Below are 24,111 nucleotides of genomic sequence, written 5' to 3' on the forward strand. Positions count from 1 at the left end.
GGGATCCTTTGCATGGAAATGGCGCGAAATGGGGAGCGCAAACGAAAGCGGCAACATAATGCGAAAGATTTGCATTTTTGAAAAGCCACAATTGCGTTTGGCCATGCCACTGGCCGGCAGGGATCAGCGTCGTTCGATGGAGGGGGGGCTTCCGGCGGCTTCGGCCAGGCGTCGCGCCTGCTTCAGGTAGAGGGTCAGCTCGCGGGCGGGCAGCGGCTTGCTGTAGAGGTAACCCTGACCCTCGTGGCAACCCTGGGCGATGATGTAGGCCTCCTGCTCGACGGTCTCCACGCCTTCGGCGATGACCTGCATGCCGAGGCTTTTGCCGAGCTGGATGATGGCGCGGACGATGGTGGCGTCGTCGTCGTCCTGCAGCAGGTCCTGCACGAAGCTCTTGTCGATCTTGATCTTGTCCAGCGGCAGGCTCTTCAGGTAGCTGAGCGAGGAGTAGCCGGTACCGAAGTCGTCGATGGCGATCAGTGCGCCGGCGCGGCGCAGGCTGAGCAGGTGCTGGGCGGCGGTGGAAATGTCTTCCATCAGGCCGGTTTCGGTGACTTCCAGTTCCAGTGAGCGCGGCGGCAGGCGGTGGATCTGCAGGAAGTTGCTGACCACGCGCGGCAGGGCGCTGTGGCGTAGCTGGATGGTCGACAGGTTGACGGCCATGCGCAGGTCGTCGAAGCCCTGGTCATGCCATTCGCGCAGTTGCCGGCAGGCCTGGTCGAGCACCCACTCGCCGATGGCGAAGATGCTGCCGTTCTGCTCCGCCAGCGGGATGAACAGGTCCGGTGCGACCCAGCCCTGGGTCGGGTGCTGCCAGCGCAGCAGGGCCTCGACGCCGACCACCCGGTGGTCGCGGTAGTCCACCTGCGGTTGGTAGACCAGGTGCAATTCGTCGCGGGACAGGGCGTCGCGCAGGTCCTTCTCGAGCTCGCGGCGGCGGCGCATCTCGCTGTCGACGCTGGCGATGTAGAACTGGTAGCGGTTGCGCGAGCGAGTCTTGGCCAGGGTCATGGTCTGCTCGGCTTTCTGCAGCAGCTTCTCGGTGCTCTCGCCGTCTTCGGGGTAGAGGGTGATGCCGATGGTGGCGCGCAGCTGGACCGACTGCTGGTCGAGCTGGAAGGGCTGCTCGAGGTCGTCGAGGATCCGTTGCGCCAGTTCCGCCGCCTCGTAGGGTTGCTCGATGTCGGCCTGGATCAGGGTGAACTGGTCGCCGCCCAGGCGAGCCAGGGCGCCGAGATTGGCGCTGTGGGCGCGCAGGCGGTCGGCGAGGGCGATCAGCAACTGGTCGCCGAACTGATAGCCGTGCTGCTCGTTGATGCCCTTGAAGTCGTCCAGGCCCAGGCACAGCACGGCCACGCGGTGCTCCAGGCGGCCGGCGTCGGAGAGGATCTGGTCCAGGCGCTGCTGCAGCAGCTTGCGGTTCGGCAGGCCGGTGAGGAAGTCGTACTGGGAGATGCGCAGCAGGCTGTCCTCGGCTTCGCGGCGCAGGTGGCCGTTGCGCTCGATGGATTCCAGCAACTGGTTGGCGGTGTTGATCCACAGGCCGAGCTCGTTCTGCTCGTGGCCTTGAAGCATGGGCAGCTTGTGCTCGCCGGGGCGGTCGGGGTTGATGCTCGACAGGTTGTCGATGATCCGCCAGAGCGGTTTGGTCAGCAGCCAGTGGTAGACCAGGAACAGCACCAGGGCCATGGCCAGGGCGCGGAGAATGCCGGAGATGAAAATGATGATCGAGGTGACGACGAAGTCCTGGCCGTAGGGGGCGGTGTCCAGGGTGATCTTCAGGTCGCCGTAGTACTCGCCCGGGTCGCCGCGGCCGACCAGGCGGATCGAATAGTGCTGCTCGGGGCCGAGGATGGGGTCGGTGAGCCAGCGGGTCGGGCTGTCCAGCAGCGGGCGGGACTTCTCCGCCAGCATGGGTTCGTCGGGGTGGCCGATGGCGGCATAGCGCACGGCCTCGTGCTGGAACAGGCCTTCGAGGACCTGCATCGCCATGTCGCGGTCGAGACTGTAGACCGCCTGGGTCGAGGGGTCGCGGACCATGGCCAGGATGCGTTGGGCATCGGAATGCACGGCCTGGCGGGCCTTGTAGGCATCGAAGACGATCTGTGCGCAACTCAGGACGACGCCGACCACCAACGCCGCGAGCAGAACTACGCGCAGCAGCTTCAGTGAGAGTCGGTGCCGGGGGTCCAGTTTCAAGGTGCTGCTTTCCTTGTGCATCGCCATCCGGCGAGAGACTGGTCTGAGTATTGGCAAACGGCGCTTTGACGTCAAAGGGCCATCACATGTTTTCTTGACGACGTCGACTTTCAGGTTAGCTGACAGCGGTCGCGCCGGTGCAGAAAACAGAAACCCGGCACAGGGCCGGGTTTCCGCTGGAGCAGTGAAGGTATCAGGCAGCGAAGTTCTGCGCTACGTAGTCCCAGTTCACCAGGTTCCAGAACGCTTCTACGTACTTCGGACGCAGGTTGCGGTAGTCGATGTAGTAGGCGTGTTCCCATACGTCGCAGGTCAGCAGCGGGGTGTCGCCGCTGGTCAGCGGGCAGCCGGCGCCGATGGTGCTGGCCAGGGCCAGGGAGCCGTCGGCCTTCTTCACCAGCCAGCCCCAGCCGGAACCGAAGGTGCCGACGGAAGTCTTGGTGAACTCTTCCTTGAACTTGTCGAAGGAACCGAAGGCGGCGTTGATGGCATCAGCCAGGGCGCCGGTGGGCTGGCCACCGCCGTTGGGGCTCAGGCAGTTCCAGTAGAAGGTGTGGTTCCACACTTGGGCCGCGTTGTTGAAGATGCCGCCGGAAGAGGTCTTGACGATGTCTTCCAGGCTCTTGCCTTCGAATTCGGTGCCGGGGACCAGGTTGTTCAGGTTCACGACGTAGGTGTTGTGGTGCTTGTCGTGGTGGTATTCCAGGGTTTCCGCCGAAATGTGCGGCTCAAGGGCATTCTTCGCGTAAGGCAGCGGCGGCAATTCGAAAGCCATGGTGTCTCTCCTTCTTCCTCAGGTCTGGGCTAGCGCGGCGAACGCGCGACCGGTACACGGGGCCGGTTCGGTGGGTGTCGCGGCATCCGTGCGTAGCGCTCCGCAACGATGAGCGAAGTGCGCGCCGGGTGCGTCCAGCCGGCCTAGCTAGCTGGCGCCGCGAACGTCGGATCATAGCACCGGCCCCCCGGCATATCCACGCAGCAACTGTAGGGGCAAACGCCCCGGCAGCGGCCTTGCGTGGCATTCGCGAAGTATCGGCGGGCAAGCATGACAAAGCGTCGTGCGTGTGCCCGCCGTGTTCAGTTGGCGAGCACCAACTGGCTGGCCATGCCCAGCATCATCACCGCGACCATCAGGTCGACCAGGCGCCAGGTGGTCGGCCGCGCCAGCCAGGGCGAGAGCCAGGCGGCGCCGAGGGCGAGGGTGAAGAACCACAGCAGCGAGGCGCTGGCGGCACCCATGGCGTAGGCGCCGGGCGCGGCCTGCTGGGCGCCGAGGGAGCCGATCAGCAGTACGGTATCGAGGTACACGTGCGGGTTCAGCAAGGTCACCGCCAGCGCCGCCATCAGCACTGCGCGGCGCGAGCGTGGCCCGGTTTCGCTGGCTTCGGCCATGGCCTGGGGGGAAAGGGCGCGGTGCAGCGCCTTGAACCCGTACCAGACGAGGAAGATCACGCCGCCCCAGCGCGCGATGGCGAGCAGCGTAGGGTTCTCCGCCAGGATCCGCGCCAGGCCGAACACCCCGGCGCTGACCAGGATGGCGTCGCACAGCACGCAGAGCAGGGCCACCGACAGGTGATGCTCGCGACGCAGGCTCTGCGCCAGGACGAAGGCGTTCTGCGCGCCGATGGCGATGATCAGCCCTGCTGCCATCAGCAGCCCGTTCAGGTAGCTCTGCCACATGTTCAGGCCCTCTCTTCGGCGGACAGGCGCCGCAGCACTTCGACGGCCGGCGCGCCGTCGCGGTGGGCGACGAACAGGTGATCGTGGAAGTAGCCGGCGATGACATTGCAGCTGATCCCTGCCTCGGCGAGCGCGCCGGCGACGGCAGCGGTCAGCCCCACGGCCTGAAGCGCCGAATGCACTTCGAGGGTCAGCCAGGCGGCGACGTAGTCGTAGGCCAGGTCCAGGCGCTCGGCCTCGGCGCGAGGGAGGATCAGCGTCAGTCCTTCGCGCTCGCGGAAGCTGCCGATCACTTCGGCGTCGGCTGGTATCTGCGTGCCGGGCAGGGTGCAGAACACGTATTCGCCGGGATTGAGCACCGGCTTCATTTCGCGCAGCAGCGCGGAAAGGGAGGTTTCGCCAGCCATGGGAGCGGCTCCTTCAGGGGCTATCGAGCGGGAATGCTGGCCAGTCTGAGGGGTTCGTCTGTATAAGAAAAACGAATCATGGTTATGACGCATTAGGAATTCTGATCATGTTCGACTACAAGTTGCTGGCGGCGCTCGCCGCCGTGGTGGAGCAGGGCGGTTTCGAGCGGGGCGCCCAGGCGCTGGGGTTGTCGCAGTCGGCCATTTCGCAACGGATCAAGCTGCTTGAAGCGCGCGTCGGCCAGCCGGTGCTGGTGCGTGCGGCGCGGCCGCAACCGACGGAGTTGGGGCGCCGCCTGCTCAACCATGTGCAGCAGGTGCGTTTGCTCGAAGGCGATCTGCAGCAATGGGTGCCGGCGTTGGACGAAGGCGGCTCGCCCGAGCGCCTGCGCCTGGCATTGAACGCCGACAGCCTGGCGACCTGGTGGGCCGGTGCGGTCGGCGCCTTTTGCGCCGAGCGGCGGGTGTTGCTCGACCTGGTGGTGGAAGACCAGGAAGTCGGCCTCAAGCGCATGCGTGCGGGCGAAGTGGCCGGCTGCGTCTGCGGCAGTCCGCGACCTGTAGCTGGAGCACGCAGCGAAGCGCTGGGCGCCATGCGCTATCGCGGCCTGGCCAGCCCGGCTTTCATTGCCCGGCATTTCCCCGACGGCGTGCGCCCCGAGGCCCTGCTACGGGCACCGGCCATCGTCTACGGCCCGGACGACCAATTGCAGCACCGCTACCTGGCCGAGTTGGGCGTGGATGGACGCTTCCTTTATCACCTGTGCCCTTCTTCGGAGGGCTTCGTGCGCATGACTTGCGGCGATCTCGGCTGGGGCCTGGTTCCCGAACAGCAGGTTCGCGGCGAGCTGGCGCGTGGCGAGTTGGTCGACTTGCTGCCGGGGCGGGTGATCGACGTGCCGCTCTACTGGCACCACTGGCGCAATGGCGGCGAATTGCTCGGTGCGCTCACCGACCACCTGCTGCGCCATGCGCCCGAGCAACTGGTGCCCATCGCTGGCGATTGAGGCTCGCAAGGACGTCGATCTGGCGTGCGCGGCCAGAGTCATGGAGCCTGCGGCCTGCTAGATTCGGCGCACAACAAATACAAGGGGGTGCGTGCATGAAGATTCTGGTGACCGGAGCCAGCGGGTTCATCGGTGGACGTTTCGCTCGTTTCGCCCTGGAGCAAGGCCTGGCGGTGCGGGTCAACGGCCGCCGTGCCGAGGCGCTGGAGCCCCTGGTCAAGCGCGGCGCGGAGTTCATGCCGGGCGACCTGAACGACCCGGCACTGGTGCGCCAGCTATGCGCGGGAGTGGACGCGGTTGTGCATTGTGCCGGCGCGGTCGGCGTGTGGGGGCCATTGGAGTCGTTCCGCCAGGCCAACGTGGTGATGACCGAATCCATCGTCGAAGCCTGTCTGAAGCAGGGCGTGCGGCGCCTGGTGCACCTGTCTTCCCCTTCGATCTATTTCGATGGCCAGGCGCATGTCGGTATCACCGAGGCGCAGGTGCCGACCCGCTTCGCCAACCACTACGGCTCGACCAAGTACGAGTCCGAGAAAGTCGCCCTCGGCGCCGCCGAGTTCGGCCTGGAGGTCTTGGCGCTGCGTCCGCGCTTCGTCACCGGCGCCGGCGACACCAGCATCTTCCCGCGGCTGATCGCGGCGCAGCGCAAGGGCAAGCTGAAGGTCATCGGCAACGGCTTGAACAAGGTCGATTTCACCAGCATCCAGAACCTCAACGACGCCCTGTTCAGCGCGCTGCTGGCCACCGGGCCGGCACTCGGCCAGGCCTACAACATCAGCAACGGCCAGCCGATTCCGCTGTGGGATGTCGTCAATTACGTGCTGCGCCGCCTCGATCTACCACCTGTGAAAGGACACATGCCATACCCGCTGGCGTACACGGTGGCGGCTATCAGCGAAGGCGTCAGCTACCTCAAGCCCGGCCGACCGGAGCCGACCCTGACGCGCATGGGCATGGCGGTGCTGGCCAAGGACTTCAGCCTGGATATCAGCCGCGCCCGGCAGTTCCTCGACTACGACCCGCGCGCCAGCCTGTGGGATGCGCTGGACGAGTTCTGCGACTGGTGGAAACAGAAGGGGGCGCAGGGCGTATAACCGTTCGCGGTTATACGCCGATACACCTACCTCGAAGCGCGGGCGCCCCCGCGCAGCGGCCCCGAATACTGTTGCTCGCTGCCGCCCTGCGTAGGCAGGAAGCTCGGCTCCTGCACCACCCGCGACAGTCTTACGCCGCTGAGTTCGCTCAAGCGCTGGCCCAGCTCGCGGGTGCTCTCCTGGGCGGAGGTCTCGCAGGCACGCAGCATCAGCGTAACGGCATCGGTTTGCTGGAACTGGATGTCCAGCGCCTGTTCTTCGCGCAGACGGCGGCGCAGTTCGCGCATGCAGTCCAGGATGGCCTTGTTGAATTCGATCACCCAACTCCCTCCCCGCAGATAGCGCCCCTGTGGCGCCGGCAAGGAGGCGGAGCAAGGCATATGCCATAGTGTCTAGTGGCCAGTGTTTTCGCGGTCTGGCGGGAACCTCCGGGCCTGCGCCGTGGTCTGTGCCGCTGCGAAAACGCGCCGCCACGGTGCGCCGCGCTCCCCGATGGCGCGATGCCATGGCGTCGGCGCGAACGGATATACTGCGCTCCTGCGCAGGCGCCAAGCCGCTTCCCCACAGGTTCTTTCCATGCGTAACGATACGTTCGACGAATTCGACAATGTTCCCAGCTTGACCACCGATGCCGCCGACCGCGAGGAGTTCGACCACCATCCGCGTCGCGTCTACGAGTCCGATGGCAAGCGCCTTGCGCCCGAGCCCAAGCCGCGCGGCGGCAGCACCGGTCCGCTGTGGGCACTCGTCGCGGCCATGGCCATCGCCCTGGGCGGCGTGGCCTGGTGGAGCCACCAGCAGCTGACGCTGATGGAGCAGCAACTGATCGCCACCCAGGAGAGCTTCGCCAAGATCAGCGAAGAAGCCTCCGGGCGCCTGGACGACATCCGCGGCAAGTTCGTTTCCAGCGAGTCGTCGGTCACCGCCGACCGCGAACAGCTCAAGCTGCAGGTCAAGCAGCTGCAGGGCAAGCTCAGCGAACAGGCGCGCCAGCAGCAGGCATCGCTGACCCAGATCGACGGCCAGCAGGCCAAGCGTCTCGACCAGCTCGGTAACGAGCTCAAGGCTCAACAGCAAAGCGCCGCGCAACTGATCGCACAGCTTGACGCCAAGCTCAAGGCGCTTTCGGACGAGCAGGGCAAGGTCAAGGGCCTGCAGGGTGACCTGGCCAGCGCCAACGAGCAGATCAAGAGTCTTAGCAGCGAAGTCGCCGCGCTGAAGAAGCAGGGCAACCAGGCCGAGTCGATCAAGAGCATCCAGGACGACCTGCTGGTGCTGCGCAGCGAAGTTGAAAGCCAGCCCAAGCAGAACGCGCAGGGCGCCAGCACTGCCGAGTTCGATGCCTTCCGCAGTCAGGTGATGCGCAACATCAACACCTTGCAGGCGCAGGTGCAGAACCTGCAGCGCCAGCTCACGGGTGGCCAGGCGCAGTAAACGCTGACTGAGCGCTGAATTGAAAAGGCCCCCGATTGCCTGGCAACCGGGGGCCTTTCTCTTTATGGGCTAGTGCCGCCGCTTACAGGCGCGGGTAGTCCAGGTAACCGACCGCGCCCTTGGCGTAGAAGGTTTCCGGGCGCGGCTCGTTCCACGGCGCGTCGGTGCGCAGGCGGGTGACCAGGTCCGGGTTGGCGATGAACGGGATGCCGAAGGACACCGCGTCGGCCTTGCCGCTGGCCAGCCATTCGCTCGCGCTGGCCTTGGTGAAGCGCTCGTTGGCGATGTACGGGCCGCCGAAGATTTCCTTCAGTTTCGGGCCGATGCTGTCCGGGCCTTCCTTCTCGCGGGTGAAGATGAAGGCCACGCCGCGCTTGCCCAGCTCGCGGGCCACGTAGCCGAAGGTGCCCAGCGGATCGGAGTCGCCCATGTCGTGGGAGTCCATGCGCGGCGCCAGGTGCACGCCGACGCGACCGGCGCCCCAGACCTCGATGGCGGCATCGGTGACTTCCAGCAGCAGGCGCGCGCGGTTCTCGACCGAGCCACCGTACTGGTCGGTGCGCTGGTTGGTGCTGCTCTGCAGGAACTGGTCGAGCAGGTAGCCGTTGGCGCCGTGGATCTCCACGCCGTCGAAGCCGGCGGCCTTGGCGTTCTCGGCGCCCTGGCGGTAGGCCTCGACGATGTCGGCGATCTCTTCGGTCTCAAGGGCGCGCGGGGTGACGAACTCCTTCACCGGGCGCACCAGGCTGACGTGGCCGGCCGGCTTGATGGCGCTCGGCGCCACCGGGGTTTCGCCGTTCAGGTACAGCGGGTCGGAGATACGGCCGACGTGCCAAAGCTGCAGCATGATGCGGCCGCCGTTGGCGTGGACCGCCTTGGTCACGTTGCTCCAGCCACGCACCTGGTCGTCGGACCAGATGCCGGGGGTGTCGGGGTAGCCGACGCCCAGCGGGGTCACCGAGGTGGCTTCGCTGAGGATCAGGCCGGCATCGGCGCGCTGCGCGTAGTACTCGGCCATCAGCGCGTTGGGCACGCGGCCTTCGTCGGCGCGGCAACGGGTCAGCGGGGCCATGATGATGCGGTTGGGCAGTTGCAGGTCGCCAAGTTGGATCGGGTCGAAGAGCGTAGTCATTGGGGGATGCTCCGGTACGGGGTGTGCGTTGGGTTCAGTCGAGAACGGGTTGTGCTTGGTTGGGCTTGCCGCTGAAGGCGAACATCACGGCGATCAGCGCGAGTACAGCGAGGACGGCGGCGGCCAGCGGCACGCGGGTCAGGCCCAGGCCGTGGTCGATGACGCTGCCGCCGACCCAGGCGCCGACGGCGTTGCCGACGTTGAAGGCGCCGATGTTCAGGGTGGCTACCAGGTTCGGTGCGGCCTGGCCGACACGCACCACGTTGACCTGCAGGGCCGGTACGGCGGCGAAGGCGGCCGCGGCCCAGATGAACAGGGTGATTTCCGCGGCGAGCAGCGAATGGCTGGTCCAGCTGAGCACTGCCGAGACCACCGCCATGGCAGCGAACACGCCGGCCAGGGTGGTGCCCAGGCGCCAATCCGCCAGGCGGCCGCCGAGGATGTTGCCGAAGGTCAGGCCCAGGCCGATCAGCACCAGGGTCCAGGTCACGCCGCGCGGCGATACGCCGGTGACGTCACCGAGCAGCGGTGCGACGTAGGTGAAGAGGGCGAAGACCGCGGCGGAGAACAGCACGGTGGTGCCCAGCGCCAGCCACAGCGAGCCGCTGCGCAGGGCCGCTGCCTCCTGGCGCAGGTCGACCGCTTCTTCGTCGTGACCGGCCGGCAGGACGCGCCACAGGCCGATCAGGGCGAGTACGCCGAGGCCGGTGACCACCCAGAAGGTCGAGCGCCAGCCGGCGGCCTGGCCGAGGGCGGTGCCCAGCGGCACACCTAGCACGTTGGCCAGGGTCAGACCGGTGAACATCAGGGCTACAGCGGAGGCCTTGCGGTTGGCCGGCACCAGGCTGGCGGCGACTACCGAGCCGATGCCGAAGAAGGCTCCGTGGCAGAGCGAGGTGACGATGCGCGCCAGCATCAGCATGTCGTAGCCGGCGGCGACGGCGCAGAGCAGGTTGCCGAGGATGAACACGCCCATGAGCATCAGCAGGGCACGCTTGCGCGGCAGCTTGGCGGTGAGCAGCGCCATGATCGGCGCGCCGATGGCGACGCCGAAGGCATAGCCGCTGACCAGCCAGCCGGCGGTGGGAATGGATACGCCGAGGTCGCCAGCGACATCGGGCAGCAGGCCCATGATGACGAATTCCGTGGTGCCGATGGCAAACGCGGACAAGGCGAGGACGAGAAGCGATGTAGGCATGCGCCTGCTCCTGGAAACGAGTGGGATGTGTAGGCAGTTGGCTGTAGTTACAGCGCTTCGCTCAGATGGCGGACATAGGCCTGGATGGTTTCTTCGTTGCGTCTGAAGAAGTGCCACTGGCCGACTTTTCTGCTGGTCACCAGGCCGGCGCGCTGGAGGGTGGCCAGATGCGCCGAGACGGTGGATTGCGACAGCCCGGTGCGCTGGTCGATCTTCCCGGCGCAGACCCCGATGTCGAACGGCTGGTGCTCCTGTTCGTCGAAGAAGCGCTCCGGGTCCTTCAGCCAGCGCAGGATGTCGCGCCGCACCGGGTGGGCCAGGGCCTTGAAGATCTCGTCGAAGTCGGGCGTGTCGTTCATGTCGGGGGCTTCGTGTGTATCGCTTGGGAACGAACTATATATCGGAGAAAAACGATATGAATTCGTTTGGGCCGATACTGATCATCGACCCGCTTGATAGTAGCCATCGACAAGGCAGTCTGTAGGAGCGAGCTTGCTCGCGAAGCTCTTTGGACCAGAGCTGTTCGCGAGCAAGCTCGCTCCTACGACGATTTCCTACATTCGCGCTAAGCTCGGCCCATGAACTACCTAGCCCACCTCCATCTCGGCGGCTCGCAACCCGCCCAATTGCTCGGCAGCCTCTACGGCGATTTCGTCAAGGGACCGCTCGCCGGGGCCTGGCCGGCTGACATCGAGGCTGCCATCCGGCTGCATCGGCGCATCGATGCCTTCACCGATACCCATCCGCTGATCCACGCCGCCAAGGCGCGCTTCCCCAGCGAGCGGCGGCGCATGGCCGGGGTGCTGCTGGACGTCTTTTTCGACCATTGCCTGGCGCGTGACTGGGAGCAGTTCAGCGACGAGCCGCTGAATGCGTTCACCGGGCGCGTCTATGGTGTATTGAGCCGTACGCCGGCATTGCCCGAGCGCCTGGCGCGCATCGCCCCGCGCATGGCCGCGCAGGATTGGCTGGGCAGCTATCGCGACTTCGTCGTGCTGCAGGACGTGGTGCAGGGCATGGCCCGGCGCCTGTCGCGGCCGGCGCTGCTGGATGGCGCCTGGGGCGAGCTGCAGGGACTGTACGAGCCGCTCAGCGTGGATTTCCGCGAGTTCTACCCGGCGCTGCTGGCGCATGTGCGGACGCTGGAGGATTTCGCCGCGGATCGACCATGACTTGATATGCATCAAGCGACCGCAGGCGCAGAAGAGATGCAATAACCCTCGACGACGGAAAGAGGAGGTGGAGCATGTTGAGATCATTGATGATTGCCACGGACCTGTCCCAACGCTCGGAGAAAGCTCTGCAGCGAGGGGCCGCGCTGGCCAAGCGCTTCGGTTGCCCGTGGACCCTGCTTCACGTGGTGGATGAGGACCAGCCCACGAACCTGGTCGAGCAGGAAGGCACCCAGGTGCGCTTGATCCTCGAAGCGCGTCTGGTCGAGCTGACCACCCTGGGTGGCAGTTGCCCGCGCATCCGTGTCGAGGTGGGCGATCCGAACCAGAAGATCGTCGCCTGCGCGCTGGAAGAGGATGCCGACCTGCTGTTGGTGGGCAGCCATCGCAAGAGCCTGCTGCGCGACATCTTCGTCGGCACCACGGTCGAACGCGTGCTGCGCAGCGGTCGGCTGCCGGTGCTGATGGTCAACCAGCCGGCCGAGCGCGACTACCGCGACCTGCTGCTGGCGCTGGACACGTCGCCCGCTTCGGCCAATGCGGTGCACGTCGCCGAACGCCTGGGTCTGCTGCAGGGGGCGGTGTGCCGTGGCGTCTATGCCTTCAGCCCGCTGGCCAAGGGCATGATGCAGTACTCGGGCGTCAGCGAGGAGCGCATCGACGAGTTCGTCGGCACCGAGACTCGGCAGGCGGTGGACGAGCTCAAGGCGTTCATCCGTGAGCAACAACTGGAGCCCCTGATCGACGAGCAACTGGTCGCGGTCGGCCTGCCGGGCAATGTGCTCGAGCGCATGGTCGGCAAGCATCGGCCGGACCTGCTGGTGATGGGAACCCGGGGGATGGGCGGGATCAAGCGAGCACTGATCGGCAGTGTTGCCGACTACGCCCTGCGCGAACTGGATTGCGACATCCTGGTCGTGCCGCCGCTAGCCGGCGATTGATTCGGCGCTGCGGAATCGTCCGTCGTTGCCCGGAAAGCACAGCGCCCGCTGCAAGGCGGGCGCTTTCTTTCCAGTCGATGACCGGCCTTCCGTGGCCTGGATCGGGGCAGAACCTGCCCGCCGTGGTGCGCGGCAGGTTCGATTCTTCTCTCAGGCAGCCATTTCCAGCGGCTGCGCGACTTCCCCGTAGATCACCTGACCGATGGCTGCGCGCGCCTGTTGAGCCAGCTGCGCACGGCTGCGCCCGAAGCTCGGCAACGGTTCGAGCAGGTGGATTTCCACCGTGCCGCGGTCGTTGCGGAACAGCCGCAGCAGGTGGCTGAGCAGGTCGTCGTCGCCGATGAAGGGCGCCAGGTTGCAGGGTTCGCCATTGCGCAGGTAGCGCAGGGCGACCGGCTGCAACGGCACGCCGGCGTCGATGGCGCCGGACAGCAGGCGCCCATGGAAGGTGCGCAGGCCGCTACCGTCGGTGGTGGTGCCTTCCGGGAAGATCAGCGTCGAACGACCCATCATCAGTGCGCCGGCGATCTGCTGGCCGAGGTTCGCGCTGTCGCCCGAGCCGCGGCGAATGAACAGCGTGCCGGCCTTCTCGGCGAGCCAACCGGCCACCGGCCATTGGCGCACTTCGGCCTTGGACAGGAAGGTCATCGGCGCCAGCGCGCCGAGCAGGGGAATGTCGACCCAGGACACATGGTTGCTGACCCAGAGCGCCGTTTCGCCCGGCAGCTCGCCATGCACGCGGATGCGGAAGGGCAGGGCGCGGCGCAGGCGAGCCAGCCACCAGCGGGTCAGGCCCTGGCGCAGGAAGGTCCAGTCGTAGCCGGGCAGGCGTTCGAGCAGCGCAACCCAGGCACCGAGCACGACACCGAGGCCGAGCACGCCGAGCAGGCGGGCGATCCGCAGGTAGCAGCGCATCATACGGCCGCCTTGAAGTGCCGGGCGTAGCGCGGGCACAGCTCGTCGCGCTTGAGCAGGATGAACACGTCGGCGACCTGGAAATCCGGGTCCCAGCAGGGCTCGCCGCAGATCTTCGCGCCCAGGCGCATGTAGGCCTTGAGCAGCGGCGGCAGTTCGGCGGTGAGGTTTTCCGGGACTTCCTGGCCGGCCGGCAGCGGGGTCTTCGGCTCGGCGCGCAGGTTTTCCTGGCACAGGTAGCGATCGCGCAGACGCTGCATCACCGCGTGCGCCTGCAGGCCGCCATCGCGCATGGGGATGCTGGCGCAACCCATCAGGTAGCGATAACCGCCTTCGTTGAGCACTTCGGCCAGTTCGCCCCAGAGCACGGCAATGGTGGCGCCGTTGCGGTAGGCCGGGTCGACGCAGGTGCGGCCGATCTCCAGCACCGGGCCCTGCAGGTCGCCCAGGCCGTCGAGGTGGAATTCCTCTTCGCTGTAGAAGCGCCCGAGGCGTTCGGCGGCGCGGTGGTCGAGCAGGCGCGTGGTGGCGACCAGGGCGCCGCTGTTCTCGTCGCGCACGCCGATGTGCTGGCAGTGACGGTCGTAGTCGTCCATGTCCAGGCCAAGCTCCGCGCCGTTCAGGCGGGCGTCGAACTCGGTGCTGAAGACTCGGTAGCGCAGCGCCTGGGCTTCGCGCAGAGCGGCTTCGCCGTACAGGCGGACGGCTTTCAGGCGGCGTTCGCTCGGGGTGTCGCTGGAGCGGGCGATCTGGGTCATGCGTGAGCCTCCGTGGGGCCGGCCATGCGGGTTGCGGCCGGTCGCCTTTGTTGTGCAAGCTCAGGCTAGGAAGAGGCGGTGTCACGTCCATGACGTTGGCGTGATGCTTGTATGACATTCAACGCCGCCCGCACGAAGAGGAATCCCCGATGCTTTGGAATCGCCTGCTCGGCCCGCTCGAACGGCTGCCCGCCGGTCTGTCCCTGGAGGACTGGTACTGCGAACTGCTCATGCGCGGTCAGGGCGCAAGCACGCTCGAACTGGCGGTCCTCGCCGGTCGCCTGGCGGGCACGCCCGGCCTGGCTTTTCTCGGTGGCTACCAGGCGGCATTGCGTGCGCTTTGGCCGGCTGCACCGGCGAGCCTGGGCGCGCTCTGCGTCACCGAGGGCAAGCGGCTGCGCCCGGCGGACCTGGCCACGCGCCTCGACGGCCTGACCCTGCACGGTCGCAAGGACTTCGCCACCGCCGCAGAGAGCGCCGGCTGGTGGCTGGTCGCGGCGCGCGACGAAGCCCCCGGCGCGGAGCCGCGCCTGGCAATGACCGTGGTGCTCGCAGGCGCTCCCGGCGCGCGCCTGGAGCCGCTGCCGGCGCTGCCGCTGATTCCCGATATCCCGCATGCCCGGCTGGTCCTCGACGGTGCCCATTGCGAGCGTTTGCCCGGAGATGGCTGGGACGCCTACGCCAAACCCTTCCGCACCCTCGAAGACCTCCATGTGATGGCCGCCATGCTCGCCTGGCTGTATGGCGTCGCACTGGACAGCGGCTGGCCGCGCGAGCTGTCGCTGCGCCTGGCCGGGCTGCTCGCCGGCTGCGCAGAAGTCGTCCGGCATCCTGCCTCGGCCTCGGAAACCCATGTGCTGCTGGGCGGTCTGTTCGCCCAGTTCGACGCGCTGGCGCCGGCGCTGGACGCCGCCATCGACGCCGGTCCGCAGCCCTGGGCCGCGCTATGGAAGCGCGACCGTGGCGTGCTCGCGCTCGGTGGCAGCGCCCGCGCCAAGCGACTGGACAAGGCCTGGAGCGCACTGGGGGTTGATCCACGTCAGTAAGCGCTACGGGTCCGGCCCAGTAACCTGCGCGACATTCCGCCGCCCACCGGCATGCCTTGCAGGAAGCTCCATGCGTCGCGACCCCATCGTGCTGTTCGACAACGGCACCCATAAATGCCTGTGCTTCGACGACCTCGTCAGCGGCGAAGGCGTGCAGACCAACCAGTTCCTCATCGTCGACCACGAGCAATATCTGCTGCTCGATCCGGGCGGCGACCTGACCTACACGCCGTTGTCGCTGGAACTGTCGAAACTGTTCCCGCTGCAGGACCTCGACTACATCTTCGCCTCGCACCAGGATCCGGACATCATCGCCGCGCTGGACAAGTGGCTGCTGCACACCCGCGCCAAGGTGCTCTGCTCCAAGCTCTGGGCGCGCTTCCTGCCGCACCTGACGGCCAACTACCTGGCGGTCAGCCACGGCATCTCCACCTACGACCGGATCATCGCCGTGCCCGACCGCGGGCAGCTGGTGAACCTCGGCCGCTGCCAGCTGAAGCTGCTGCCCGCGCACTTCCTGCACTCGGTGGGCAACTTCCAGCTCTACGATCCGGTGAGCCGCATCCTCTTCTCCGGCGACATGGGCGCCTCCCTGGTCGACGATGCCGCACCGGTGCAGGACTTCAACGCCCACCTGCAGTACATGACCGGTTTCCACCGCCGCTACATGGCCGGCAACAAGGCGTGCCGGCTGTGGGCGAAGATGGTCCGCGGGCTGGACCTGGAGATGATTGTCCCGCAGCACGGTCGGCCCTTCGTCGGTCGGCCGATGATCGACGCCTTCCTCGACTGGATCGAACGGCTGGAGTGCGGCCTCGACCTGCTCGGTCCGGAGGACTACCAGGTGCCGCGCTGAATTGGTCCTGCACAACGGCGTGATCGGCGCTTAATCCGTTCATCGCCCGCGTGCTAGGGTTCCGGCGGTCCGACAACAAGAGGCCCGCCGATGCCCATTCCTTCCTTGCGCACCCTGCTGCCAGGCGCCGCTCTGGCGCTGAGCCTGTGCAGCTTCGCCGCGTCCGCCGCGCAAACCTGGCCCGACGCCGATTGGGCGCGTGGCCCTGCGCCCTCTGGCGCGGCCGTGAAAGCCTTCGAGGACTACGCCTTCCCGCAGCGCGACGATGCCACCCGCAAGGGCGTGCGCACTGACGCCGTGGTGGTGATCCGCGATGGCAAGCTCATCTACGAACGCTACGCCGGCCCTACCAAGGCCGAGACGCCGCACCTGGCCTGGTCGATGAGCAAGAGCATCATGGCCAGCGTGCTTGGCGTGGCCTTCGGCGAAGGCCGCTTCCAGATCGACGACCCTGTGGCCACGCACTTCGCGCCCTTCGCCAGCCACCCGGACGTGAGCATGCGCCACCTGCTCAACTGGGCTTCGGGCCTGGCCTGGGAGGAGGACTACGAATACGCGCCGCTGAAATCCTCGGTGGTGGCGATGCTTTACACCCGCGGCCGCGACGACATGGCCGGCTTCGCCGCCAGCTTCCCGCTGGACGCGGTGCCCGGCACGCGCTTCCGCTATTCCAGTGGAGACAGCAACGTGCTGGCCGCCAGCCTCAAGCAGATGGTCGGCGAGCAGGCCTACGCCGATTACCCCTGGACCGCGCTGTTCGATCCGCTGGGCATCCGCTCGGCGGTCTGGGAGCGCGATGCCAGCGGCACCTTCGTCGGCTCGTCCTACGCCTACATGAGCGCCCGCGATCTCGCCCGCATCGGCCTGCTGATGGAGCGTGGCGGGCGCTGGAAGGATCGCCAGTTGCTGCCGCAGGCGTGGATGCAGTTCGTCCTTACGCCGTTCCCGCGTTACCGCGCAGCCAAGGGCGAAGAAGATGAGGCGGTGCCGGGTGGCCAGTGGTGGCTGAACCGCACCCTGGCCGGCGCGCGCACGCCCTGGCCGAGTGCTCCGGAAACCACCTTCGCCGCCCTCGGCCACTGGGGGCAGGCCATGTACGTGCTGCCTGACCAGAGGCTGGTGATCGTCCGCTACGCCGACGACCGCGACGGCACCTATCGCCACGACGACTTCCTCAAGCGGGCCCTGGCGGCCTTCGCCGCGCCGGAGGTGAAGCCATGATCCGCCGTCATCCGCTGCTCAGCCTGCTGCTGTTGCTCCTGCTCGGGCTGTCCGCCTGGGCCTTCGCCAACCGCACGCACCTGGCTTCCTTCCCGCCGATCATCGGCGCCTACACGGCCAAGGAGTACTGCTCCTGCCGCTACGTCATGAACAACAGCGCCGAGTACTGCCAGGGCTATACGAAGCAGTACGTGTCGACCAGCGCGTTCTTCGACGATGCGGCAAAAAAACGCGTGACGGCGCGCGGCCTGGGCAGCACCCAGACCGCTGCCTGGATCAGCCCGCGCGAAGGCTGCCGTCTGTTGCCCCAGGCGGACGCCCTGGCGCAATAAGGAAACGGCGGGCCGGTGCAACCCTGGCGCCGCCCGCCTGTCCAAACGCATCCGGCCCCTTGCAACTCCGCTGGCGGCCGTTATCGTTTGTGACAGTTCTTCGAGCACAAGGGCTCCCATGCGCGCGTTGTTCCCCCTGATCGCCAGCGCCTGCCTGGCCGCACCGGCCCAGGCGGCCTGGTACCTCGACTACGAGTCCTCGCGGCTCGGTTTCATCAGCAGCCGCGACGCCGGTGGCGCCGAGAACAACCGCTTCCTGGTGATGCACGGCAACGTCGACGAAAAGGGCCAGGCCAGCCTGCGCATCGAACTGGATTCGGTGCAGAGCGGTGTGCCGCTGCGCGACGAACGCCTGAAGGAAAACCTGTTCGAGGTCGCACGCTTCCCCGAAGCGACCGTGACCGCGCACCTCGACCTGGGCCCGATCCTCGGCCTGGCCAGCGGCGCGCAACTGGAAATGACCCTGCCGCTGCGCCTGGAACTGCATGGCGCCAGCCACGCCTATCGCGCCGAGGTGCTGGTAACGCGCCTCGACGCGCGACGTTTCCAGGTGGTGACCCTGTCTCCGCTGATCCTGCAGCTCGGCGACTTCGGCCTGGCTCCGGGCGTCGAGCGCCTGCGCCAACTCGCCGGGCTGAAGAGCATCGGCCTGTCGGTGCCGGTCGGCGCCGTGCTGATCTTCGCCGAACGATGAGCGGGTCGGTCTTTCCCTGGCGCAGTGGCAACCAGTTCGCCTTGCACTGCGATGGAGAAAATTTCTTCCCGCGCATGCTGGAGGCCATCGAAACCGCCCAGGAACAGGTCGATCTCGAGTTGTACCTGGTCGAAGGCGGGAGTTGCGCCGAGCGCTTGCTGGATTCGTTGCTCGCCGCCCGCGAGCGTGGTGTGACGGTACGCTGCCTGTTCGACGGTTTCGGCAGCCTGCGTCTGGGCAGCACCTGGCGCCGCCGCCTGCTGGATGCCGGTGGCGAGCTGCGCCTGTACAACCCACTGCTGTGGCGCGCCGGCTGGCGCAACCTGCACCGCGATCACCGCAAGCTGCTACTGGTCGACCGGCGGTTGGCCTTCGTCGGCGGCACCGGTGCGACCGACGAGTTCTGGTCGGTGCCGGACAACCGCAGCGCCTGGCACGAAGTCATGGTGCAGATGCAGGGGCCGGTGAGCCAGGACTGGCTGACGCTTTTCGAACGCCAGTGGCAGGCCTGCCTGCAACCGCGCGCCTGGCGGCCGCGCAAGGCGATTGCGCCGCAACGCCTACCTCCGACGCCCAATGGCGGCCAGGGTCTGGGGCGGGTGGCCTACGCCGACGCGCGCCAGCACCGTGACATCCTGCGCTCGCTGGTACGCAACCTGAACAACGCCAAGCAGCGCATCTGGCTGGCGACGCCGTACTTCCTGCCGACCTGGAAGGTTCGCCGAGCCCTGCGCAAGGCTGCGCGGCGGGGTGTCGAGGTGCGCCTGTTGCTGACCGGCCGCCTCACCGACCACGCCCCCGTGCGCTATGCTGGCCAACGCTATTACCCGCGCCTGCTGCGTGCCGGGATCCGGATCTTCGAGTACCAGCCACGCTTCTTGCATATGAAAGTGGCGCTGGTCGACGACTGGGCCAGTGTCGGTTCGTGCAACTTCGATCATTGGAACCTTCGCTTCAATCTGGAGGCCAATATCGAGGTACTCGATGGCGAATTCACCGCTGCGGTGGCCGATTGCCTGATCGCCGACTTTGCCGACAGCCGTGAAATCGACATTCCGCTCTGGCACTCGCGTTCCCTGTGGATGCGCCTGCACCAGCGCCTGTGGGGATGGCTCGACCGCCTGGTGGTGAACTTCCTCGACCGCCGCCGTTGAGTCGGGGCCGGACCGGCCGGCGATCGACATATTAAGGAGAGGGTTCGTGAGCAAACCCCGTAAGGAAAGATTCATCGGGCTGGAGTGGTTGCGCTTCCTGCTCGGCCTGTACGTGGTGATCTACCACACCCTGCACGCCTACCCGGCGGAGCAGAAGTTCCGTGGTTTGGACGAGCTGACCAGCCTCGGCTTCTTCGCCACCAGCACCTTCTTCGTGCTTTCCGGTTTCCTCCTCGCCCATGTCTACGTCACCGACGGGCACCTGCGGGAAAGCCCGCGCAGCTTCTTCACCAAGCGATTCTCCAACCTCTACCCGATCCACATCTGCTCGATCCTGCTGACCATCGGCGTGCTCTGGCTGATCAGCAACCTGGGCATTGGCCCGGATCTCGACCAGGCGACCCCGCGCTTCGTGGTCTACGACACCCACGAGCAGCTCGGGCGCATCCAGCCGCTGCTGTTCCATCACTGGATGAGCGACCGCGAGTTGATGCTCAACAGCATTCTCCAACTGACCATGCTGCACGCCTGGAACCCGCTGTACCTGACCTTCAACGCGCCGCTCTGGTCGCTGTCGACGCTGTTCTTCTTCTATCTCTGCTTCCCCTTCGTCGGGCCACGGCTGATGCGCGTGGTCAACAAGCCACGGGCGCTGCTGGTGATCTGGGTGCTGTACCTGCTCCCGCCAGCCGTGTTGCTGCTGAACGAGGCCTACGGCATTCCCTGGACCGGCCTGATCCACCGCAATCCGCTGCTGCGGCTGCCGGAATTCCTCTGCGGCATCCTCGTCTACGGGCTGTTCCGCGAGCACAAGGACGCCGGGCGCCTCCTGAGCCCTGCAACGGTGCTGGCGCTAGGTGGCTTCGTCCTGGCCAACTTCCTCGTCGCCGACTACCTCTACACCCAGGGCAACCAGCAGTGGTACTACCTGCTGCACAACGGCCTGTTGCTGCCGTCGCAACTCGTGCTGGTGTACCTCTCAGCGCTGGCGCCGGACCCGCGCAGCTGGCGCCTGCAGCACTGGTCGCCGCGCCTGGGCGCCGCCTCGCTGTCGCTGTTCGCACTGCATGTGCCGCTGTTCACCCTGTTCTCGCGCGGCGAGAAGCTGATCCGCGCACCGGGCGATTGCCTGGCCGACTGGGCGTATTGCGTCACCGCGGCGACCCAGCAGCAGTTGTCGCTGTGGCTCTACCCGCTGTTCCTGCTGTTCATGGTGGTCAGCTGCCTGCTGTTCCAGGAGCGCCTGGTGGTGCCGTTGCGCAAGTGGTTGATACGCCACCTGTTACCGGCACAGTCGCCCGCGCGCCCCGTTACCTTGCCCTGAGCGGCGCCGCCCGGACTTTTGGCGGGGGGCAGGGCGGAGGGCGCTGGTTATGCTCGCCGCATGACCACTGGAAGGGGAAGACCATGTTCCGATCGCTCCTGGCCGTCCTGTTGCTGGCGCTCGCCGGATGCAGCTCCCACGGCGCCTTCTTCGGCGCCGTCGACGGCCAGCCGTTCGTTGCCCTGCAGGCGGCCGACGCCCGGCACGCGGTGGTCTACCTGTACCGCCCGCAGAACAAGTGGGCCGACGAGGAGCTGGAAGCACCGGGGCTGTTCCTCAACAACGAACTGATCGGCAGCCTGCCGAGCAATGGCTACCTGGCCCTGGAGTTCGAGCCCGGCAGCTTCAAGCTGGAGATGCGCCGGCCGCTGTTCGGCAGCTTCTGGACCTTCTTCGCCGACGGCCCGCTGGACTTCACCCGCATCGCCAGCTTCATGCTCGAAGCCAAGCCGGGTGGCGTCTACTACCTGCGCTACGACGAGGACCGGGTTCCCGCCAAGCACGCCCACAGCGAAGGCGACGGGCCGCTGCAGCTGGTCGATCCGAAGACCGGCGAAAGCGAGATCCAGCACACCCGGCAGATCCAGGCGCCCGCGCAGATCGCCGCCAGCGGCTACGAGGTGCGGCAACAGGCGCGCTTCTGGCAGGGTGTCGGCCAGGCGCTGGACAAGGTCGGCATCTGAGTGGCTTGTAGTAGCGGTCTATTACCCGGCGTGGCGGAACGCGGCGGATAATCCGGCTAACCTGAATAGCCCCGATGGGCTTTGCCGGAGGAAACGAGCGATGGCCGCGAAGAAGATCCTGATGCTGGTCGGCGACTACGCCGAAGACTACGAAACCATGGTGCCGTTCCAGGCGCTGCAGATGGTCGGGCACGTTGTGCATGCCGTCTGCCCGGACAAGAAGGCGGGGCAGTCGGTGCGCACCGCCATCCACGATTTCGAGGGCGACCAGACCTACAGCGAGAAGCCCGGGCACAACTTCGCCCTGAACGCCGACTTCGCCGGCGTACGCGCGGAGGACTACGACGCGCTGCTGATCCCCGGTGGCCGTGCCCCCGAATACCTGCGCCTGAACGCCAAGGTGATCGAGCTGGTGAAAGCCTTCGACGCCGCGAAGAAACCCATCGCTGCGGTCTGTCATGGCGCCCAGCTGCTGGCCGCGGCCGGCGTGCTCAAGGGCCGTTCGTGCAGCGCCTATCCGGCCTGCGGTCCGGAAGTGCGCCTGGCCGGCGGCGAGTACGTGGACATCCCGGTAGACGCGGCGCACGTCGACGGCAACCTGGTCAGCGCCCCGGCCTGGCCCGCACATCCGGCCTGGCTGGCGAAATTCCTCGAAGTGCTCGGCACCAAGATCAGCCTGTAACCCAGGCGCGGAGGCAGACCATGTGCGAGCTCTACGTCAAGGCCGATCCCATCCTCTACGAGTCGCGTTCGCGCTCGCTGCGCATCCGGGGCGTGGTCACCACGCTGCGCCTGGAGAACCAGTTCTGGGACATCCTGCGGGAGATCGCCGAGGTCGACGGGATGACCACCAACCAGCTGATCACCAAGCTCTACGACGAGGTCATGGAGTACCGTGGGGAGGTGGTCAACTTCGCCTCCTTCCTGCGGGTGAGCTGCACACGGTTCCTGGCGCAGCGGCGGGATAACGTCGTCGACCTGGCGCTGGTGCCGCGTAGTGCGTAAGTCCATTGGGTCCCCGCGTTCGCGGGGATGACGTTGGCGGGTACCGCGCCTTTGGTCCCGTCATTCCCGCGAATGCGGGAACCCTGAAAAATGCTGGCAGTTTGCGAGCGCAAGAAAAAGCCCGGCACTAGGCCGGGCTTTTTCATGGAGCGAAGGTGAAGGGTTACTTCACTTCCACCGCCAGGCTCTGGGCGATCTTGTCTTTCCAGATCGCCGGGCCGGTGATGTGCACCGACTCGCCGTTGGTATCGACCGCCACGGTCACCGGCATGTCCTTCACGTCGAACTCGTAGATGGCTTCCATACCGAGTTCGGCGAAGGCCAGGACCTTGGACTTCTTGATCGCCTGGGCCACCAGGTAGGCGGCGCCGCCGACGGCCATCAGGTAGACGGCCTTGTTGTCCTTGATCGCTTCGATGGCGATCGGACCACGCTCGGACTTGCCGATCATGCCCAGCAGGCCGGTGCTTTCCAGGATCTGGCGGGTGAACTTGTCCATGCGGGTCGCGGTGGTCGGGCCGGCCGGGCCAACCACTTCGTCACCAACCGGATCGACCGGGCCGACGTAGTAGATGAAGCGGCCCTTGAGGTCCACCGGCAGCTCTTCGCCCTTGTTCAGCATGTCGACCATGCGCTTGTGCGCAGCGTCGCGGCCGGTGAGCATCTTGCCGTTGAGCAGCAGGGTCTCGCCCGGCTTCCAGCTCTGCACTTCTTCCGGGGTGATCTTGTCCAGGTCGACGCGGCGCGCGGACGGGCCGGCTTCCCAGACGATTTCCGGGTAGGCGTCCAGCGACGGTGCTTCCAGCTCGGCCGGGCCGGAACCGTCGAGCACGAAGTGGGCGTGACGGGTGGCGGCGCAGTTGGGGATCATGCAGACCGGCAGCGAGGCTGCGTGGGTCGGGTAATCCATGATCTTGACGTCGAGCACGGTAGTCAGGCCGCCCAGGCCCTGGGCGCCGATGCCCAGCTGGTTGACCTTCTCGAACAGTTCGAGGCGCAGTTCCTCGATGCGGTTCTGCGGGCCGCGGGCCTTCAGCTCGTGGATGTCGATCGGGTCCATCAGGACTTCCTTCGCCATCACCGCGGCCTTCTCGGCGGTACCGCCGATGCCGATGCCGAGCATGCCCGGCGGGCACCAGCCGGCGCCCATGGTCGGGACGGTCTTCAGGACCCAGTCGACGATCGAGTCGGACGGGTTGAGCATGGCCATCTTCGACTTGTTCTCGGAGCCGCCGCCCTTGGCCGCGACGTCCACTTCCACGGTGTTGCCCGGGACGATGGAGTAGTGGATCACCGCCGGGGTGTTGTCCTTGGTGTTCTTACGCGCACCGGCCGGGTCGGCCAGGATGGAGGCGCGCAGGACGTTCTCCGGCAGGTTGTAGGCGCGACGCACGCCTTCGTTGATCATGTCGTCGACGCTCATGGTGGCGCCGTCCCAGCGCACGTCCATGCCGACGCGCACGAAGACGGTGACGATGCCGGTGTCCTGGCAGATCGGGCGATGGCCGGTGGCGCACATACGCGAGTTGATGAGGATCTGCGCCATCGAGTCGCGCGCGGCAGGCGACTCTTCGCGCAGATAGGCCTCATGCATGGCCTGGATGAAATCGACCGGGTGGTAGTAGGAGATGAACTGCAGGGCATCGGCGACGCTCTGGATGAGGTCGTCTTGCTTGATCACGGCCATGGAGCACGGTCCTCTTCAGGCGGGTATGTCAGGCGGGGTAGGTCAGGCGGCTAAGCCCATTACCACGGATGCGTCCGGTCAGGCACCGGCGCAAAAAAGGCGCCGTAGTATAGCGCCGTGCCAGGCTCGGGCGCACGCGCCGGCGATCCGACCTTGGTCGGCAAACGCCCAC

General features: G+C 66.7%; 26 protein-coding genes. 15 read left to right on the forward strand and 11 right to left on the reverse strand.

The window, feature by feature from the left end:
• Positions 1-123: 123 nt before the first annotated feature.
• From PKB_RS04390 to PKB_RS04405, 4 genes are all read right to left on the reverse strand, one after another.
• Entirely contained in the window at positions 124-2,199 is a 2,076-nt protein-coding gene (locus PKB_RS04390; protein ID WP_043256917.1) for a putative bifunctional diguanylate cyclase/phosphodiesterase, read from the reverse strand.
• Positions 2,200-2,392: 193 nt separating this feature from the next.
• Entirely contained in the window at positions 2,393-2,974 is a 582-nt protein-coding gene (sodB, locus tag PKB_RS04395) for a superoxide dismutase [Fe] (RefSeq protein ID WP_043249327.1), read from the reverse strand.
• 302 nt (positions 2,975-3,276) lie between these two features.
• Entirely contained in the window at positions 3,277-3,879 is a 603-nt protein-coding gene (locus tag PKB_RS04400) for a LysE/ArgO family amino acid transporter (RefSeq protein WP_043249328.1), read from the reverse strand.
• Between the two features lie 2 nt (positions 3,880-3,881).
• Complete coding sequence (locus tag PKB_RS04405) at positions 3,882-4,286, reverse strand: ACT domain-containing protein (protein WP_043249329.1); 405 nt, start codon at positions 4,284-4,286, stop codon at positions 3,882-3,884.
• Positions 4,287-4,387: 101 nt separating this feature from the next.
• On the opposite strand from PKB_RS04405, the gene PKB_RS04410 reads away from it, so the two are divergent.
• Positions 4,388-5,293 carry a LysR family transcriptional regulator ArgP gene (locus tag PKB_RS04410; RefSeq protein WP_156957984.1) on the forward strand — a complete coding sequence of 302 codons (906 nt, stop codon included), beginning with the start codon at positions 4,388-4,390 and terminating at the stop codon, positions 5,291-5,293.
• A gap of 95 nt (positions 5,294-5,388) precedes the next feature.
• Positions 5,389-6,387 (forward strand): NAD-dependent epimerase/dehydratase family protein, encoded by a 999-nt coding sequence (locus PKB_RS04415; RefSeq protein ID WP_043249332.1) that lies wholly within the window; start codon positions 5,389-5,391, stop codon positions 6,385-6,387.
• 26 nt (positions 6,388-6,413) lie between these two features.
• On the opposite strand, the gene PKB_RS04420 is transcribed toward PKB_RS04415, so the two are convergent.
• Positions 6,414-6,704, reverse strand: a complete 291-nt coding sequence (locus PKB_RS04420; protein WP_043256919.1) for a hypothetical protein — start codon at positions 6,702-6,704, stop codon at positions 6,414-6,416.
• A gap of 259 nt (positions 6,705-6,963) precedes the next feature.
• On the opposite strand from PKB_RS04420, the gene PKB_RS04425 reads away from it, so the two are divergent.
• Complete coding sequence (locus PKB_RS04425; protein WP_043249335.1) at positions 6,964-7,821, forward strand: ATPase; 858 nt, start codon at positions 6,964-6,966, stop codon at positions 7,819-7,821.
• Between the two features lie 82 nt (positions 7,822-7,903).
• Here PKB_RS04425 and PKB_RS04430 read toward each other — a convergent pair whose 3' ends face one another.
• Genes PKB_RS04430 through PKB_RS04440 form a run of 3 tightly spaced genes read right to left on the reverse strand, consistent with a single transcriptional unit; the run spans position 7,904 to position 10,510 of the window.
• Positions 7,904-8,953: an alkene reductase gene (locus tag PKB_RS04430; protein ID WP_043249337.1), complete on the reverse strand. Its 1,050-nt coding sequence runs from the start codon at positions 8,951-8,953 to the stop codon at positions 7,904-7,906.
• Positions 8,954-8,987: 34 nt separating this feature from the next.
• Positions 8,988-10,151 carry an MFS transporter gene (locus PKB_RS04435; RefSeq protein ID WP_043249340.1) on the reverse strand — a complete coding sequence of 388 codons (1,164 nt, stop codon included), beginning with the start codon at positions 10,149-10,151 and terminating at the stop codon, positions 8,988-8,990.
• A 47-nt stretch (positions 10,152-10,198) separates the two neighbouring features.
• Positions 10,199-10,510 (reverse strand): ArsR/SmtB family transcription factor, encoded by a 312-nt coding sequence (locus PKB_RS04440; RefSeq protein WP_043249342.1) that lies wholly within the window; start codon positions 10,508-10,510, stop codon positions 10,199-10,201.
• Between the two features lie 219 nt (positions 10,511-10,729).
• Between PKB_RS04440 and PKB_RS04445 the strand changes: the two genes are divergently transcribed.
• On the forward strand, positions 10,730-11,323 hold the full coding sequence (locus tag PKB_RS04445) for an acyl carrier protein phosphodiesterase (RefSeq protein WP_043249344.1): 594 nt from the start codon (positions 10,730-10,732) through the stop codon (positions 11,321-11,323).
• Positions 11,324-11,397: 74 nt separating this feature from the next.
• The gene (locus tag PKB_RS04450) at positions 11,398-12,264 is read left to right on the forward strand and encodes a universal stress protein (RefSeq protein ID WP_043249346.1); all 867 of its coding nucleotides are present in this window, start codon (positions 11,398-11,400) and stop codon (positions 12,262-12,264) included.
• Between the two features lie 150 nt (positions 12,265-12,414).
• Here the strand turns inward: PKB_RS04450 and PKB_RS04455 are convergent, their stop codons facing one another.
• The gene (locus PKB_RS04455; protein WP_043249348.1) at positions 12,415-13,182 is read right to left on the reverse strand and encodes a lysophospholipid acyltransferase family protein; all 768 of its coding nucleotides are present in this window, start codon (positions 13,180-13,182) and stop codon (positions 12,415-12,417) included.
• The gene (gene olsB, locus PKB_RS04460; protein ID WP_043249350.1) at positions 13,179-13,937 is read right to left on the reverse strand and encodes an L-ornithine N(alpha)-acyltransferase; all 759 of its coding nucleotides are present in this window, start codon (positions 13,935-13,937) and stop codon (positions 13,179-13,181) included. Before olsB ends, PKB_RS04455 begins: the two co-directional genes overlap by 4 nt.
• Positions 13,938-14,086: 149 nt before the next feature.
• Here olsB and PKB_RS04465 point away from each other — a divergent pair, with 149 nt between their 5' ends.
• From PKB_RS04465 to PKB_RS04510, 10 genes are all read left to right on the forward strand, one after another.
• Complete coding sequence (locus PKB_RS04465) at positions 14,087-14,983, forward strand: acyl-CoA dehydrogenase middle domain-containing protein (protein ID WP_043249352.1); 897 nt, start codon at positions 14,087-14,089, stop codon at positions 14,981-14,983.
• A gap of 70 nt (positions 14,984-15,053) precedes the next feature.
• Positions 15,054-15,839, forward strand: coding sequence for an oxygen-binding di-iron domain-containing protein (locus PKB_RS04470; protein WP_043249354.1), 786 nt, complete (start codon positions 15,054-15,056; stop codon positions 15,837-15,839).
• Positions 15,840-15,929: 90 nt separating this feature from the next.
• Entirely contained in the window at positions 15,930-17,060 is a 1,131-nt protein-coding gene (locus tag PKB_RS04475) for a serine hydrolase domain-containing protein (protein ID WP_043249357.1), read from the forward strand.
• Positions 17,057-17,392, forward strand: a complete 336-nt coding sequence (locus PKB_RS04480) for a hypothetical protein (protein WP_043249359.1) — start codon at positions 17,057-17,059, stop codon at positions 17,390-17,392. Before PKB_RS04475 ends, PKB_RS04480 begins: the two co-directional genes overlap by 4 nt.
• A 118-nt stretch (positions 17,393-17,510) precedes the next feature.
• The gene (locus PKB_RS04485; protein ID WP_043249361.1) at positions 17,511-18,086 is read left to right on the forward strand and encodes a YceI family protein; all 576 of its coding nucleotides are present in this window, start codon (positions 17,511-17,513) and stop codon (positions 18,084-18,086) included.
• Positions 18,083-19,240 carry a phospholipase D-like domain-containing protein gene (locus PKB_RS04490; protein WP_043249363.1) on the forward strand — a complete coding sequence of 386 codons (1,158 nt, stop codon included), beginning with the start codon at positions 18,083-18,085 and terminating at the stop codon, positions 19,238-19,240. The genes PKB_RS04485 and PKB_RS04490 overlap by 4 nt, the downstream gene beginning before the upstream one ends.
• A gap of 46 nt (positions 19,241-19,286) precedes the next feature.
• Positions 19,287-20,564: an acyltransferase family protein gene (locus PKB_RS04495; RefSeq protein WP_043249365.1), complete on the forward strand. Its 1,278-nt coding sequence runs from the start codon at positions 19,287-19,289 to the stop codon at positions 20,562-20,564.
• Between the two features lie 83 nt (positions 20,565-20,647).
• On the forward strand, positions 20,648-21,247 hold the full coding sequence (locus PKB_RS04500; RefSeq protein WP_043249367.1) for a DUF2846 domain-containing protein: 600 nt from the start codon (positions 20,648-20,650) through the stop codon (positions 21,245-21,247).
• A 100-nt stretch (positions 21,248-21,347) separates the two neighbouring features.
• On the forward strand, positions 21,348-21,929 hold the full coding sequence (locus PKB_RS04505; protein ID WP_043249370.1) for a DJ-1/PfpI family protein: 582 nt from the start codon (positions 21,348-21,350) through the stop codon (positions 21,927-21,929).
• 20 nt (positions 21,930-21,949) lie between these two features.
• Complete coding sequence (locus PKB_RS04510; RefSeq protein ID WP_043249371.1) at positions 21,950-22,252, forward strand: ribbon-helix-helix domain-containing protein; 303 nt, start codon at positions 21,950-21,952, stop codon at positions 22,250-22,252.
• 163 nt (positions 22,253-22,415) lie between these two features.
• Here the strand turns inward: PKB_RS04510 and PKB_RS04515 are convergent, their stop codons facing one another.
• Positions 22,416-23,939, reverse strand: a complete 1,524-nt coding sequence (locus tag PKB_RS04515) for a fumarate hydratase (protein WP_043249373.1) — start codon at positions 23,937-23,939, stop codon at positions 22,416-22,418.
• Positions 23,940-24,111: the final 172 nt, after the last annotated feature.

This window comes from Pseudomonas knackmussii B13, assembly GCF_000689415.1.
GTDB lineage: Bacteria > Pseudomonadota > Gammaproteobacteria > Pseudomonadales > Pseudomonadaceae > Pseudomonas > Pseudomonas knackmussii.